A 16,041-nucleotide genomic window follows, 5' to 3' on the forward strand; every position below is an offset into this window, starting at 1 on the left:
TTGTTTTAAATAATGCTGATTTAAACTTTCACTAGGCATCACTGCTTTCGTGTGGGGCTTTTGGCAGGATTGGGGCTGGTAGGTCACTGAGTTTAGTCACCAGTAGCTGATCGATTTTGTAGCTATCGATATCGACTACTTCAAACTTGTAGCCGGCATATTTGACGAAATCAGTGCGTTTGGGAATTTTGCGCAGCATATACATCATAAAGCCGCCGATGGTTTCATAATTGCCAGACTGCGGGAACTCATCGATATGCAGCACTCGCATTACATCTTCAATCGGGGTGCCGCCCTCAATCAGCCATGAACTTTCATCACGAGCAACAATTTGCTCTTCCTGCCCCTGACCGACCAAATCCCCCATCAGCGTGGTCATCACGTCATTCAGGGTAATGATACCAACCACCAGGGCGTATTCGTTGAGGATAACGGCAAAGTCTTCACCGGCGGTTTTAAAGCTCTCCAGTGCCTCGGAGAGTGTCAATGTGTCTGGCACAATCAGGGCTGAGCGAATTTGCACGCCACTGCTCAGTACCAGACTCTGGTTACCTAATACCCGGTTCAGCAAGTCTTTAGAGTCGACATAACCCACAACTTGATCGATATGACCATCACATACCAAGAATTTAGAGTGTGGATGGGTCGAAATCTTCTCTTTTATGCTGTCTTCGCTTTCCCGCAGATCAAAATAAATCACACTTTCACGTGACGTCATCGACGAAGGAACAGTACGTGACTCCAGTTCAAAGACGTTTTCGATCAATTCATGCTCTTGCTTACGTAACACCCCGGCTAATGCACCTGCTTCCACGACGGCATAGATATCATCTGATGTGATGTCATCATTGCGTACCATTGGTAGCTTGAATAGTCGGAAGATTAGATTCGCCATCCCATTGAAGAACCAAACTAGTGGGCGACAAATCATCAGACAGAAGCGCATCGGGTTGACGATCCGAACGGCAACCGCTTCAGGTGAAATCATACCGATGCGTTTCGGGGTTAAGTCGGCAAAAAGAATAAATAAACTGGTGACCAGAACAAACGAGCAAATGAAACTCACCTGGTCGGCAAGCTCTGGTGACATGAAGCGCTCAAACACCAATTTAAAGGAGGGAGAAAACGCAGCATCACCGACGATACCCCCCAGAATGGCGACGGCATTCAAGCCAATCTGGACCACGGTGAAGAAAATCCCCGGAGTCTCTTGTAATTTAAGTACCCGCAAGGCGTTGATATCGCCTTCATCCGCCAGAAGTTTTAGTTTAATTTTGCGCGAAGCTGCCAGTGAAATCTCTGATAATGAGAAGAAGGCACTCACCGCAATTAAAAAAAGAATCAGTAAAATACTGTTTAACATAATCTGTCCGTGTCGTACCGACAATCGCGCCGGCGATCGTAAGGAAGGCCATACATTTGTTTGAATTAAAAAATACTGTTTAAATTTAAGATAACGGCAGAAAGCCGCCATCGGGCCGAGTGAACAGCCCGAATAGTATAACCCGTCTTACTTTAAGTTGCAGCGGAGTTAGCTAGGTTCATTACTCCGGCCATGCTTGAAATCCCTCTGTGGGCTAGCATAAATGCTGTTCAAACCGCATTCCAAGCGATTTGTCATTCCCTTGCTGCCAACCTGCAACTCTACGCAATTTGGGGATAATCGCAGCGATAAGCGCGTGGGCAACCTTACAAATCAGGCGGCATACACACGCCAATACCACCAAGGTTACAATATCCATGTGGATTTTTGTGCAAATATTGCTGGTGGTCATCCTCGGCATAGTAAAACGGCAGTGCAACCGCCACTTCACTGGTAATCAACCGGCGATCACCAGCTTGCTCCATGGCTTGCTGGAACAAGGCTTTGCTCTCGTTAGCTTGCACTTGCTGCTCAGGTGTCAAAACGTAAATGGCTGAACGATATTGTGTTCCGACATCTCCGCCTTGACGCATTCCTTGGGCGGGATCGTGATTTTCCCAGAAAATCTGCAATAGTTGCTTATAGCTGATGATGGCCGGATCAAAGACAACACGAACCACTTCTGCATGGGCTGTGCGGCCACTACAAACTTCATGATAGGTTGGGTTTGGCGTGTAGCCACCGCAATAACCTGCGGCAGTACTGTAGACGCCAGGCAGTTGCCAGAACAGGCGCTCAACACCCCAGAAGCAGCCCATGGCGAAGATAGCGATCTCCATTCCGTCAGGGATATGTGTCATGGAATGCCCATTCACCACATGGAGAGTTGCGACTGGCATTGGTGTGATTCGCCCGGGTAAGGCATTCGCCGCATCAATGACGGCAGTTTTGTCAAAATTTTGCACCAAAATAGGCTCCAATATTTACAGTGAATTTGAAGTTTACAGTAAATTAATAACAAGATGTTTACAGTGAATAGGTATAGACAGTTGTATCTGATTGCGAGTTTGCACACAATAAGAGCCATTCTGCGTTAATGTATCGGCTTAAGGTGGAGTTTTAGGGATAACAGGCTTAAATCGGTCTTTAAGTGCGGAATGATTGCGTAAGTGATAAAAAGTCCGTCAGATCGTTTTTACAGGAAAATATACCCAATAGGTTTCAAGATGCGGTAAAGCGGCAAGGGAGAGCACCCTGATGAGCTTATAGGGTAAGTGATTCGGATGACAAATCTGCTGGGAGCAGATTTAAATGCTGCTTGCAGAGGTCAGGTCGAGTAATGAGAGTTGCCAATACACCTGCAATTTGGAAGATGGCAGGTATAAAATTAATTAGGAGTACGCGTGCCACGATACCCTATTTTGTGTTTTTTGTGCGTATTGCTCGCCACACCTCTTGCCTACGCTGCCAATGTGCGGTTGCAGGTCGAAGGTCTTAGCGGGGATTTAGAGAGAAACGTCAGGGCGCGTTTATCAACAATTGGTACGGATGAAGTGACGTCCGATGGCCGTTTCCGCTCAAGGGTGGATGACGCCATTCGTCAGGGGCTACGCGCGTTAGGTTATTACGACCCCACCATCACCTTTGATTTGCAGCCGCGCCCGGCACCTGCACGTTCCGTTTTAATTGCCAAAGTGATTCCTGGTGAACCGGTTTTGATTGCTGGTGTTGATATTGTGCTGCAAGGTGGGGCGAAAACTGATCCTGATTATCTATCACTGGTACGCCGCGATACCCCTAAAATTGGCTCAGTCCTCAATCATGGTGATTTTGATAATTTCAAAAGTTCACTGACGGGCTTAGCGTTACGCCGTGGTTATTTTGACGCCAATATGATCAAAAGCCAGTTGGGCGTTGCTGCTGAGTTGCGCAAAGCTTTTTGGGATATTGATTTTGACAGTGGCGAGCGCTACCGGTTTGGTAAAGTTGCCTTCCAAGGCTCGCAAATCCGTGAAGATTTTCTGCAAAATTTGGTGCCCTTTCATGAAGGTGAGTTTTATACCTCTGATGAACTGGCCGAATTGAACCGCCGTCTGGCTGCGACTAACTGGTTTAACTCGGTGGTGGTTTCACCGGATTTTCGCGACGCGAGAAAAACCAAAGTCCTGCCACTGGATGCGGTCGTCACTCCACGTACTGAAAATACGGTTGAATTGGGGGGCGGTTATGCGACCGATGTCGGTCCACGTCTGACGGCCAGTTGGCGTAAGCCGTGGATGAACTCCTACGGGCATAGTCTAACCACCAGTACTACACTTTCCGCGCCCGAACAGACGCTGGATTTCAGCTATCGAATCCCACTGTTAAAAAACCCGCTGGAACAGTATTACCTGCTACAGGGTGGGTTCAAACGCACCGATCTGAATGATACAAAATCTGACACCACCACCCTGAACGTTGCCCGTTTCTGGGATCTGTCCAGTGGTTGGAAACGTTCAGTTAACCTGCGTTGGAGTTTGGATCACTTTACTCAAGGTAGTGTCACCGATACCACCATGTTGCTGTATCCGGGGGTGAACATCAGCCGTACCCGTCAGCGCGGCGGCGCTATGCCGGTGTGGGGGGATAGTCAGAATTATTCTATTGATGTGTCTGATACCACATGGGGGTCAGATGTCGATTTCGCCATATTCCAGGCGCAAAACGTGTGGATTCGTACTTTGGGTGAGAAGAACCGTTTTGTCGTTCGGGGTAACTTAGGCTGGATTGAAACCAATGATTTCGACCGGGTACCGCCGTCACTGCGCTTCTTCGCCGGTGGGGATCGCAGTATTCGTGGCTATAAATTCCGTGATATTTCCCCACGCGATAGCGAAGGTAAATTAACCGGTGCCTCTAAACTGGCAACCGGTACGCTTGAGTATCAATATAACGTTACCGGAAGATGGTGGGGGGCTGTATTCGTCGATTCGGGTGAAGCGGTTAACGATATTCGCAAGAGCGATTTCAAAACTGGCGCCGGGGTTGGGGTCCGTTGGGCTTCTCCGGTCGGTCCGATCAAGCTAGACATCGCCAAACCTATTGGTGACAACGAAGCACGTGGCGTGCAATTTTATATCGGTTTGGGGCCTGAACTATGATGTTGGTAAAGGGAGGGAAGTGGATAAAGAGACTCAGTATCGCATTTCTGCTCATTATCCTGCTGCTGGTCGGGGCTTTGGCGGGTTTGTTAGGCACCACCAGTGGTCTACATTTTGTGATAAACAGTGCCGCACGTTGGGTTCCCGGGCTGGATATCGCCAGTGTCAGTGGGGGGTGGCGTGACCTCACCTTAAAAGGCATTCAATATCAAATGCCGGGTGTCACTGTTAAAGCAGGGCAGTTCCATCTTTCATTACAGCTCTCTTGTCTAAAACGCAGTGAGTTGTGCATTAATGCCCTGACGGCACAAGATATTGATGTGGTGGTGGATACCAACGCCATGCCACCTGCGGCCCCTGCTCCTGCCAGTAGTGAACCGATGGGGGAACTTAGTACTCCGTACCCCATTACATTGCGTATGCTGTCGCTGAATAATGTCAAAGTCACTATTGATGACACCGCGATTTCACTGGATGAATTCCGCACTGGAGCACATTGGCAACAGCGCGCACTGGCACTAATGCCAACCAAAATCAGTGGGTTATTGATAGCTTTACCAAAAACGGTGCCAGCGATGGTGCCGGATGCGGCTAAACCTGCGGTTGAAACGGCTATCGCGGTAAAAGAAGCGGTTGAGCAACAGGCAGCCGCGCCATCAGAGCAGGAAGCTCCGCTAGGTGAAACGTTAAAAGCGCTGTTTGCTAAACCGTTACTGCCAGAATTGCCGGACTTCCGCTTGCCGCTGGATTTACAGATTAAAGAGATCTCAGGGCAACAACTCCGGCTTACAGGTGATACCGACGTACTTATCAGTAGTCTTTTGCTGCAAGCCAGCACGCAACAAAACCAAATAACACTGGATAAGCTGGAGATTAAATCGCCACAGGGTGGGCTGTCAGCACAGGGTGACGCCACGCTGGCCGATAAGTGGCCAGTGAGTATGGTCATCAATAGTGCGCTGAACATTGAGCCGTTGAAAGGCGAAAAAGTAAAATTAACTGTCGGTGGTGCGCTGCGCGAAAAACTCAACGTGGCACTCAATCTGTCAGGCCCGGTGAGCGCGCAACTGGATGCAGAAACTGCGCTGGCACAGGCTGGTTTGCCACTGGCGTTAACTCTACAAAGCAAGCAACTGCGTTGGCCGTTGAGTGGCGAACCGCAATATCAAATTGATAATCTTCGAATGCGCCTCAATGGGCAGGCGACAGATTACGCACTCTCGATCCGTTCTGATTTTAAAGGCACTGACCTGCCACCGGCAGTGTTCACTCTTGACGGTAAAGGGAGTGTTGAGCAATTCAATCTGACCCGTTTACGTCTGGCGGCATTGCAAGGTAACACTGACCTGACTGGCGTAGTGGATTGGAGTAAAGCAATCAGTTGGAACTCGGTATTAACCTTATCGGGTATTAACACTGCGAAGCAGTGGCCGGAGTGGCCAGCAAAACTGGATGGTAGAATTGTCACCCGTGGCAGTATCCACGGTGGTAGTTGGCAATTACAAGTACCGGAGCTGGTACTGGACGGGAATGTGAAACAAAACCGTGTGACGGCCCGTGGCTCCCTGACAGGGAATGCGGCAGGCCAGTGGCATATTCCGGGCATTAATCTGGCATTGGGCCGTAATAGGCTAGATGTGAGAGGTAACCTTAGTGACACCTGGCAGCTCGATGCCACTGTGGATGCGCCACAACTTGATGGTGCGTTACCGGGATTGGGAGGCGTGATGAAAGGGGCGCTGAAATTGCGCGGCAACCTTACAGCACCACAACTGTTAGTGGACCTCACCGCCAGCCGCCTGCAATGGCAGGAACTGACCATTAACCGGGTTAAGATTGATGGCGACGTTCGCTCCACGGATCAGATTCAGGGTCAATTGGCCGTTAGGGTTGAGCAACTCAAGCAAGCGGAGTTGGTTGTAAGTTTATTGACGCTAGATGCCCGGGGTAGCGAAAAACAGCATCAGGTGCGCCTGAATATACAAGGGGAACCCGTTTCCGGTCAGTTGGCGCTGGATGGGAGCTTCGATCGCCAACAACAACGTTGGCGCGGTTCGCTTAATAACACGCGTTTCGATACGCCGGTAGGTGAATGGCGTTTAAGCCGTGCGATGGCATTGGATTACCAAAATAGCCAACAGCGGGTCACCATCGGACCCCACTGTTGGCTTAACCCAAATGCAGAACTTTGTGTTCCTCGGGCCATTGAAGCTGGCCCTAGTGGGCAGGCGAGTGTGGTGCTTAATCGCTTTGATTTAGCGATGATAAAACCATTCCTTGGGCCGGATACCACCATGAGTGGCGTGTTCACTGGCCGGGCCGATGTCAGTTGGACGGCCGGTGGTAACCTGCCAGATGTACGGGTATCGCTCAGTGGCAATGGGGTTAAAGTGCAGCAAATGGTGCAAGGGAACCCGCTACCGATTGCTTTTGAAACGCTGAATCTCAATGGTGGCCTAACCAATGGGCAAGTGCGGGCTGATTGGTTGATTAAACTGGTGAATAACGGCCAGTTCTCCGGGCAGGTACAGGTTGCTGATCCACAAGGGCGGCGCAATTTGTCCGGTAATATTGCTATCAGTAATATTTCTTTGGCAATGATTAACCCGATACTGAGTGATGGTGAAAAAGCCGCTGGTACATTAAACGCCAATCTGCGTTTAGGGGGGAATGCGAAGAGCCCGCTAGTCTTTGGTCGTTTGGCGCTGGATAATGTCGATGTTGATGGTAGCTGGATGCCATTTGATATTACCGAAGGGCGTCTGGTGATGAACTTCGACGGTATGACCTCAACGTTGGAGGGGTTAATTCGGACTTCTCAAGGGCAGCTCAATCTCTCCGGTGATGCCGATTGGCGTGATATCAATGCCTGGCGTGCCCGAATCGCCGCAAAAGGCAATAAGTTACGGGTCACGGTTCCACCGATGGTGCGGATTGATGTTTCACCGGACATTGTTTTTGAAGCGACACCGCAGTTATTCACCCTCAATGGTTCGGTCGATATTCCATGGGCGCGGATAACGGTGCAGGAAGTGCCGGAAAATGCGGTGGGTGTCTCATCAGATGAGGTGATGCTCAATAACGATCTGAAACCTATCTCCCCACGGACGGCCAGTATTCCAATCAACAGTAATCTGGTGATTCGGGTAGGTAATGATGTGCGTCTGAATGCATTTGGTTTGAAAGCCCGTTTGCAAGGTAATTTGAAAATGATCCAGGATCAGCGCGGGTTGGGCTTGAACGGGCAAATTAATATTCCGTCGGGTAGCTTCCGTGCTTATGGTCAGGATTTAATCGTCAATAAAGGGATATTGCTGTTCTCCGGCCCGCCGGATCAGCCGCTACTCAATATTGAAGCGATACGAAATCCAGATGCTACGGCAGACGGTGTTACTGCTGGTGTGCGGGTTACCGGGATGGCTGATGCTCCACGGCTAGAAGTATTCTCGGATCCGGCTATGTCACAGCAGGAGGCGTTATCATACCTGTTGCGTGGTCAGGGGTTGAGTAATTCGGGGGCCGACAGTGGCATGATGACCTCAATGCTTATTGGCATGGGGGTTGCGCAGAGCGGTAAACTTGTGGGTAAAATCGGCGAGGCATTTGGTGTCAGTAACCTGGCACTGGATACGCAGGGAGTCGGTGATAGCTCACAAGTCGTGGTAAGTGGTTATGTCACTAAAGATCTGCAAGTAAAATACGGTGTGGGTATATTTGACTCGCTGGCGACGTTAACATTACGTTATCGATTGATGCCAAGGTTGTATCTGGAAGCGGTGTCTGGTATTGATCAGGCATTAGATGTGCTTTATCAGTTTGAGTTCTAACCATGCGAATTATTGTCTACGGTAGTTTACGGCGCAAGCAAGGTAATAGTCATTGGATGACGGACGCCCAGTGGTTGGGTGAACATGACCTTGCAGGCTTTGATATGTACAACTTAGGTCATTATCCGGCGGTTATCCCCGGAGACGGCACTGTGCATTGTGAGGTTTATCGGATTAACTCATCTATTATGAATGAGTTAGATGAACTTAAAAGTAATACTAAGGATTACCGGCGCGAGCTGATTCAGACGCCTTATGGTAGCGCGTGGATATACCTTTATCGCTTACCGCTCGAAGGTGTGCCACGTATCTACAGTGGCGATTGGCTAAAACGCCATGAAGAGAGCGACAAGCCGTAAAATTAAGCTGTTATTAGCAAAAAAAAACACCGCTCACAAGGCGGTGTTTTTACTTTTCGCGCTTAAAGCATCCTCAAGAGGCGCTTTTTGGCATGCGAAACGGGAAATTACTTCTTCGCACGTTCGAAAGAGGCCAGGATCTCGGCTTTAGCTGCGGCGGCATCTTCCCAACCATCCACTTTCACCCACTTGCCTGTTTCCAAGTCTTTGTAATGTTCAAAGAAATGTTTGATCTGCGCTTTCAGCAGTTCTGGCAGATCATTTACATCTTTAACGTGGTCGTATTCTTTGGTCAGTTTGCTGTGTGGAACCGCAACCAGCTTGGCATCTTCGCCCGCTTCGTCAGTCATTTTTAACACGCCAACCGGACGGCAACGAATCACGGAACCTGGTTGCAACGGATACGGTGTTGGCACTAGCACATCAACCGGGTCGCCATCTAATGACAGGGTGTTGTTGATATAACCGTAGTTACATGGATAGAACATGGCAGTAGACATGAAGCGGTCTACAAACAGCGAGCCAGTCTCTTTATCGATTTCATATTTGATCGGATCCGCATTCGCAGGGATTTCGATCACTACATAGATATCTTCTGGCAGGTCTTTACCTGCGGGTACTTGGTTCAAGCTCATGTCGGTTTCCTTTTATCAAACCAGAAATGGAGTGCTGGCTATTATAGCCAACTCTTTTGTGAATTCCCGCCCTTTTCACTGTCAGATAGCGGTGAGATTGCCTGAGTGAGGGCCATTTCAGTGAGATAAAATCCCGTCATTCGCTAAATGTATCTATTTTGAGCTGTTTTTCCGGTGAGAGTTCAAGCTGACATCTGTATAGCCGATAACTTAATCAAACAATAAGACCGTCCGCTGTAATGCTAACGCTTTGTAATCTTAACCATTTGCACATAACCGGAAAAAAACCGATGTTAAAAAAGATTACCATTAAGAATGGGCTTATTGCCCAGCTAAGCTTTATGTCGTTGATTTTATTAGTTGTCAGTGTTATCGGGATTAATTCAATTCAGGAAAGTTCGCGCTCGTTGCAAATCATAAATCAAATCCAGGGGGAGGAACTGGGATCTCTATCTAATAGCTTTAATGCCACGTTAAGCGCCAGAACTGAAGCAGCTCTGGCGATCCATCAGTTAGAAATTGGTCTGATTGAGGAATCGTTACAAACGGCAAAACAGGCTGAAGGTTCACTGGCATTATCGCAAAAAGAGATGGCACGTTTTGTCAGTGCGGTATCTGACCGGGGAGACGGGCAGGGATTGGCGATAAATATCCAGAAAAGTTATAAAAATTATATTGATAAGGGCGTAATACCCATGCTGACCGCGATCAAGGCGGGGTATGCTGACGAGTATTACGCTGTATTGGAAAAGAGTATTACCGACATTAGTAAAGCCTTTAACAATGATGTCACTGCCTTTCGCAGCTATGCACTGGATGCTGGTCAATTGCAAATCGCCAATGCAAATAATGCCGCCAAAATTAAACTGACGATCATTGTAGCTGCTGGGGTGATCACGTTGATCTCTGCGGTACTGGCATGGTTTGCGCTCAAATACATTATTTTGCAGCCGTTGGTGCAATCAATTCATCAGTTGGAATATATAGCTGCTGGTGATTTAACTCACAGTATCAATAGTGAGGGCAACACTGAATTGGCCCGATTGGCAAAGGCGTTACAGACGATGCAGCAATCGCTGGTGGCGTCAGTGAGTAATGTACGGGATGTGGGTGGGCAGATTGGTATTGGCTCGCGGGAATTAGCTGCCGGTAACAGTCATTTGGCTGAACGTACAGAGGAGTCGGCGTCTTCTTTGGAACAGACTGCGGCCAGCATGGAGCAGTTGACCTCAACCGTAAAAATGAATGCTGAAAACTCGGATCAGGCTAATCGTTTGGCGATGAGTGTATCGGATATTGCCAATAAGGGCAGTGAGGCCGTGAGTCATGTGGTTGATAAGATGCAGGCAATTACCACCAGTTCGCGCCGTATCTCCGATATTATTGCCGTAATTGATGGTATTGCGTTTCAGACTAATATTCTGGCACTTAACGCTGCGGTTGAGGCCGCCAGAGCCGGTGAACAGGGGCGTGGTTTTGCTGTGGTCGCGGGTGAGGTACGTAATCTGGCACAACGCAGTGCGCAGTCGGCGAAAGAGATCAAAGATCTGATTGTTGAGTCGCAAAGTCGGGTGAAGGAGGGCGCAGACATGGCCGAATCGGCAGGGAAAACCATGCATGAGATCGCTGATGAAGTTAGCCGGGTAACGGCATTGATGCGTGAGATCTCAGCCGCAAGTTATGAACAAAGTAGCGGTATTGAGCAAGTGAATGTAGCTATTGCGCAAATGGATCAGGTTGCCCAGCAGAACGCCGCATTGGTTGAACAGGCCGCCGCGGCGACGCGATCATTAGAAGAGCAAGCCAATGCATTGTCAGCCAGTATGGCAGTGTTTAAATTGCACAATCATGAGTTGGCGGTTGGAGCATAAAAAAGCAGCGGCTTAGGGGCCGCTGCTCTCTTTTTTAACTGTATTTACCCAAATTACTTGGCTTCTTCATCCGGGAATTTGGCAATAAAACCTTCCGCATCTTCCACCATGGATTTGGTACCGACAAAGAAAGGTGCGCGCTGATGCAGTTTCTCTGGCACGATATCCAAAATGCGGTTCACCCCATCCGTCGCCTTACCACCGGCTTGTTCTGCCAAGAAGGCCATAGGGTTGCATTCGTACAGTAAACGCAGTTTCCCTTGTGGGTGGCTAGCGGTGCTTGGGTAAATATAAATACCGCCTTTCAATAAGTTACGATGGAAGTCGGCAACCAGTGAACCAATGTAGCGTGAGGTATACGGGCGCTGGGTGGCTTCATCTTGTTCCTGGCAGTACTTGATGTATTTCTTCACACCCAATGGGAATTTAATGTAGTTCCCTTCGTTGATGGAATACATGCAACCGGTTGCGGGATAACGCACTTTTTCGCCGGATAAACAGAAAACGCCCAGCGACGGATCATAAGTGAAAGTATGGACACCGTAACCTGTGGTATAGACCAGCATGGTTGAAGAACCGTAGACGACATAACCTGCGGCAACTTGTTTAGTGCCAGGTTGCAGGAAGTCAGCTTCAGTAATCGGAGTACCAAATGGGGTAATGCGGCGATAGATGGAGAAAATAGTACCGACGGATACATTCACATCGATATTTGAAGAACCATCCAGCGGATCCATCAGAACGACATATTTGGCATTTTCTGCCCGGCCACCATCAAAGATAACAATATCATCTTCTTCTTCGGAGGCGATACCGGCAACTTCGCCACGCGCCTTTAGGGCCGCTTTTAATTTTTCATTGGCAAACAAGTCCAGTTTCATCTGGTCTTCGCCTTGAATATTGGAAACACCGCTGGCACCTAAAATATCAACCAGACCTGCTTTGTTGATATCGCGATGAATAATCTTCGCGCCGAGTTTGATTGCTGAAAGTAATGCAGTTAATTCGCCGGTGGCGTGAGAGAAGTCTAGCTGTTTCTCAACGATGAATTCGCCTAACGTTTTCATGACTCAATCCCTGGATCTACGGTTAAATATCGATTTATTAACAAACAACACACCTGATGGCAGCAGTGTAGCCCAAAGGTGAGAATGATTCATAGGCAATTCCATTTCTTCTCTTTGATTCTGAGCGGTAGAATGGTTACAAACTCGAAGCTTATTAATACGGAAAATTTATGCGCATTCACATATTAGGTATCTGCGGCACTTTTATGGGCGGCCTGGCAATGCTGGCCCGCTCATTAGGTCATGAAGTGACAGGAGCGGATGCTAACGTGTATCCACCAATGAGCACGTTGCTGGAGAATCAAGGGATCGATTTAATTCAGGGATATGACCCAGCTCAACTGAGTCCCACCCCGGATTTAGTGATCATTGGTAATGCCATGAGCCGTGGTAACCCTTGTGTTGAAGCAGTATTAGAGCAAGGCATCCCTTATGTTTCCGGCCCACAATGGTTACATGACCATGTATTGCCAGAGCGCTGGGTATTAGCGGTGGCGGGTACACACGGAAAAACCACCACTGCGGGTATGGTGACCTGGATTCTGGAAGCCTGTGGTTATGAACCGGGATTCGTCATTGGCGGAGTGCCGGGTAATTTTGATGTATCAGCACGTTTAGGTAATAGCCCATTCTTTGTCATTGAAGCTGATGAATATGATTGCGCCTTCTTTGATAAGCGCTCTAAGTTTGTTCACTACAGCCCAAGAACGCTGGTTATGAATAACCTTGAGTTCGATCATGCGGATATTTTTGACGATCTGAAAGCTATCCAGAAGCAATTCCATCATCTGGTACGTTTAGTGCCAGGGAAAGGCAAAATCATCGTGCCGGATAATGATAATCACCTGAAGCAAGTGATGGCGATGGGCTGCTGGAGTGAGCAAGAGTTGGTCGGCGAAACTGGCAGTTGGTCGGCGCGCAAAGTATCAACCGATGCCAGTGTTTATGAAGTGTTTCTTGATAATAAATTAGTGGGTGAGGTCAGCTGGTCACTGGTGGGTGAACACAATATGCATAACGGTTTGATGGCGATCGCTGCCGCCCGTCATGTGGGGGTTTTACCCGCCGATGCTTGCAAGGCACTGGGTGATTTTATTAATGCTCGTCGCCGGCTGGAATTGCGGGGTGAAGCTCATGGTGTCACGGTTTATGATGATTTTGCTCACCATCCAACCGCTATTCTTGCCACTCTGGCGGCACTGCGCAGTAAAGTGGGTGGGACTGCGCGTATTTTGGCTGTTTTAGAGCCACGTTCTAACACCATGAAATTAGGGCTATGTAAAAATGAGTTAGCACCTTCATTAGGCCGTGCGGATGAAGTGTTCCTGTTCCAGCCGCAGCATATTCCTTGGCAGGTAGTGGAAGTGGCCGAAGCTTGTATTCAGCCTGCACATTGGAGTGCTGATATTGATGCGTTAGTCGATATGATCGTGAAAACAGCACAACCGGGTGATCACATTCTAGTGATGAGTAACGGTGGTTTTGGTGGGATTCATAACAAATTGCTGAGCGCTTTGGATAAAAAAGCGGAGCAAGAAGCTCTATCGCAGGATTAAGTCGGATAAAAAAAGCCCCCGCGATAGCGGGGGTAAAGGGTTCGTCGGATAGACGAGGGATTATTCGGATGTGGGCTGACTTCAGCCAATACCTTGTTGCAATCAATACTCTATTCAATAAGCTAAAAATTAGTATTTATCTTTATTTTCAGTCTATTGAATAAATCATCAAGATACGAAAGTATGCCCCTCTGAGCGGGGCATTTACTTTCACTGCTGGCGCTTAATCTTATTTGTAAATCTTAGCTGTGGCGTGCCAACCATTGTCTTGATGCATACCAATGATTTTGTATGCCGTAGCGCCTTCACTATCAGCTTTTTTCGCGATGGCCTGCTCAATATCAGAAGGAGCACCGGTAATCGCGCTCACACTGACTGCGCCTAAATCAGTCATTTTGCTTGCTTGGGCGGCATTGATTGATTCCGCAGCAGATGCGCCGAAAGCAACAACAGAAAGTAAACTCAGGGCTGCCAGAGTAGTTTTGATTTTCATGATTTTTCCTTAATCAGATTCAACAATCCAAAAGTACTTTTAATGATTCTGGTACTTTTAGTTTATTGTTTTTACTGTTTATTTAATTTTTTTCAATTTGGGCTTCACGCCATTTTTGATCTATCTATCGCGAATTACTGGTAAATCTTGGCAGTGGCATGCCAGTTATTTTCTTCTCGCACTTCGATCACTTTGTAAGCTTTAGCGCCCATAGCATCAGCTTTATCAGACAGCGCCTGACGAATATCGGATGGTGCGCCGTTAAGGCCACTGACGGTAATGGTGCCCATTGGTTGTAATTTTGCAGCCTGATTCTCATTGATAGAATCTGCTGCAAAAACACCAAATGACAGTACAGAGAGAATGCTGGCGGTTGCGATGGTAGTTTTAATATTCATGTTATTGCCTCTATTTATTCTTTATCACTTTGCATGAAGTGTGATTTACGTCACGAAAATGAGTATACATCTAGTAACTGAGAATATTAATAGCAAGCTAATAATATTTAAGGTCACTTTATCGTTAGTGACTACTTTTTAAGAACTAAAAGGAATAAAAAGTGATTAAAAAACAGCACGCTCAAGTAAAAACTTAATGTTTTCAATTGAATAAGCGTTTTTGACTAAAAGTGCGTTAGTCAGTGGTAGGTTTGACTGTAAGGGAGAGATAAGCAGAATTATTTTGTGGCTTAGACCGAAATCAGTAGTTATATGCCCTGGTTAAAGGCTATGAAGGTATGATTAATCGGATAACGGTGACAGGGATACAGTGCGGCGCAGAAGGCCGCATCTATATACATCAGACATAAAGATGTGGAATTAAAGCTCTTGTTCGAATAGCCCAAGAATGGCTTCATGCAGTTGTTTAACCGTAAAACCTCTGGCAGGCGTTGTGAAAATGGTATCGTCACCAGCAATACTGCCTAAGATCCCTTCAGCCTTACCTAATGAATCCAGCAGGCGGGCGATCAGCTGTGCCGCACCAGGGCTGGTATTAATCACAACGACTGAATCATTATAATCGACATCCAAGACCAGATTTTTTAGTGGGCTACTGGTTGTTGGCACCCCCAATTCTGCGGGTAAGCAGTAAACCATCTCCATTTTGGCATTACGCGTTCTAACCGCACCGAATTTGGTTAGCATACGTGAAACTTTGGATTGGTTGATATTTTCGAAGCCTTCTTCCTGCAAGGCCAAAACGATCTCACCTTGAGAACTGAATTTCTCTTCTTTCAATAACGCTTTAAACGCTTTGATAAGATCTTCTTGTTTTGCGGGATTACGCATTTTCTATGCCTTGATCAGTCAATAGTGAATAGGATTATTATGCATATAAATGAATTTTTATTCAACATGACTATGGAGTATTGGTGATAAAAGCACTGATATCAAGGTGTGGTGAAATTTTCATATCATCTTACTGTTACGATTATGCTAAATCAGTTTTTATCAACATTCGGCGTGAGTAACTAAAATGTTATTAAAATGATGTTGTTCTGATGTAACGGAAGGGTGTAATGTAACCGCCGATTAACCTGTCATGAATACTTCAGTAAATTTTAGAATAATGTGCGCTATATCATTAATGAATAAGCGATTTACTCTAAAATGCATACGTCTTATGCGCCTTTTTGATGCGTGATATCTCAATCTGACTGTTAATAGATTGTGTTTAAAATCACAATAAATTAAGGTGCCTAAATAGATGAATTCACGGCAAATTTAAAT

12 protein-coding genes are annotated in these 16,041 nt (G+C 47.2%); 5 read left to right on the plus strand and 7 right to left on the minus strand.

Going from position 1 to position 16,041, the window contains the following annotated elements; translation table 11 throughout:
- Positions 1–31: 31 nt before the first annotated feature.
- Positions 32–1,363: a hemolysin family protein gene (locus V2A85_RS00380; RefSeq protein WP_083160941.1), complete on the minus strand. Its 1,332-nt coding sequence runs from the start codon at positions 1,361–1,363 to the stop codon at positions 32–34.
- Positions 1,364–1,689: 326 nt separating this feature from the next.
- Positions 1,690–2,328 carry a peptide-methionine (S)-S-oxide reductase MsrA gene (msrA, locus tag V2A85_RS00385; RefSeq protein ID WP_372557834.1) on the minus strand — a complete coding sequence of 213 codons (639 nt, stop codon included), beginning with the start codon at positions 2,326–2,328 and terminating at the stop codon, positions 1,690–1,692.
- Positions 2,329–2,766: 438 nt separating this feature from the next.
- Between msrA and tamA the strand changes: the two genes are divergently transcribed.
- Genes tamA through V2A85_RS00400 form a run of 3 tightly spaced genes read left to right on the plus strand, consistent with a single transcriptional unit; the run spans position 2,767 to position 8,689 of the window.
- Entirely contained in the window at positions 2,767–4,503 is a 1,737-nt protein-coding gene (tamA, locus tag V2A85_RS00390) for an autotransporter assembly complex protein TamA (protein WP_102970484.1), read from the plus strand.
- Positions 4,503–8,330 carry an autotransporter assembly complex protein TamB gene (tamB, locus tag V2A85_RS00395; protein ID WP_420070717.1) on the plus strand — a complete coding sequence of 1,276 codons (3,828 nt, stop codon included), beginning with the start codon at positions 4,503–4,505 and terminating at the stop codon, positions 8,328–8,330. Before tamA ends, tamB begins: the two co-directional genes overlap by 1 nt.
- 2 nt (positions 8,331–8,332) lie before the next feature.
- Positions 8,333–8,689 (plus strand): gamma-glutamylcyclotransferase family protein, encoded by a 357-nt coding sequence (locus V2A85_RS00400; RefSeq protein WP_372557835.1) that lies wholly within the window; start codon positions 8,333–8,335, stop codon positions 8,687–8,689.
- A 107-nt stretch (positions 8,690–8,796) separates the two neighbouring features.
- Here the strand turns inward: V2A85_RS00400 and ppa are convergent, their stop codons facing one another.
- Positions 8,797–9,324, minus strand: a complete 528-nt coding sequence (gene ppa, locus V2A85_RS00405; protein WP_083160937.1) for an inorganic diphosphatase — start codon at positions 9,322–9,324, stop codon at positions 8,797–8,799.
- Positions 9,325–9,614: 290 nt separating this feature from the next.
- Here ppa and V2A85_RS00410 point away from each other — a divergent pair, with 290 nt between their 5' ends.
- A complete protein-coding gene (locus tag V2A85_RS00410) occupies positions 9,615–11,195 on the plus strand; it encodes a methyl-accepting chemotaxis protein (protein ID WP_420070715.1) in 1,581 nt (526 codons plus the stop codon).
- Positions 11,196–11,248: 53 nt separating this feature from the next.
- Here V2A85_RS00410 and fbp read toward each other — a convergent pair whose 3' ends face one another.
- Positions 11,249–12,262, minus strand: a complete 1,014-nt coding sequence (gene fbp / locus V2A85_RS00415; RefSeq protein ID WP_004875434.1) for a class 1 fructose-bisphosphatase — start codon at positions 12,260–12,262, stop codon at positions 11,249–11,251.
- Between the two features lie 170 nt (positions 12,263–12,432).
- On the opposite strand from fbp, the gene mpl reads away from it, so the two are divergent.
- Positions 12,433–13,818, plus strand: a complete 1,386-nt coding sequence (mpl, locus tag V2A85_RS00420) for a UDP-N-acetylmuramate:L-alanyl-gamma-D-glutamyl-meso-diaminopimelate ligase (RefSeq protein WP_372557837.1) — start codon at positions 12,433–12,435, stop codon at positions 13,816–13,818.
- 229 nt (positions 13,819–14,047) lie between these two features.
- Here mpl and V2A85_RS00425 read toward each other — a convergent pair whose 3' ends face one another.
- From V2A85_RS00425 to argR, 3 genes are all read right to left on the minus strand, one after another.
- Positions 14,048–14,311, minus strand: coding sequence for a YdgH/BhsA/McbA-like domain containing protein (locus tag V2A85_RS00425; protein WP_083160931.1), 264 nt, complete (start codon positions 14,309–14,311; stop codon positions 14,048–14,050).
- A gap of 134 nt (positions 14,312–14,445) precedes the next feature.
- Entirely contained in the window at positions 14,446–14,709 is a 264-nt protein-coding gene (yhcN, locus tag V2A85_RS00430; RefSeq protein ID WP_372557838.1) for a peroxide/acid stress response protein YhcN, read from the minus strand.
- A gap of 420 nt (positions 14,710–15,129) precedes the next feature.
- Positions 15,130–15,600: a transcriptional regulator ArgR gene (gene argR, locus V2A85_RS00435; RefSeq protein WP_004707043.1), complete on the minus strand. Its 471-nt coding sequence runs from the start codon at positions 15,598–15,600 to the stop codon at positions 15,130–15,132.
- Positions 15,601–16,041: the final 441 nt, after the last annotated feature.

The organism is Yersinia sp. 1252 StPb PI, from assembly GCF_048593885.1.
GTDB classification, from domain to species: Bacteria; Pseudomonadota; Gammaproteobacteria; order Enterobacterales; family Enterobacteriaceae; genus Yersinia; species Yersinia enterocolitica_E.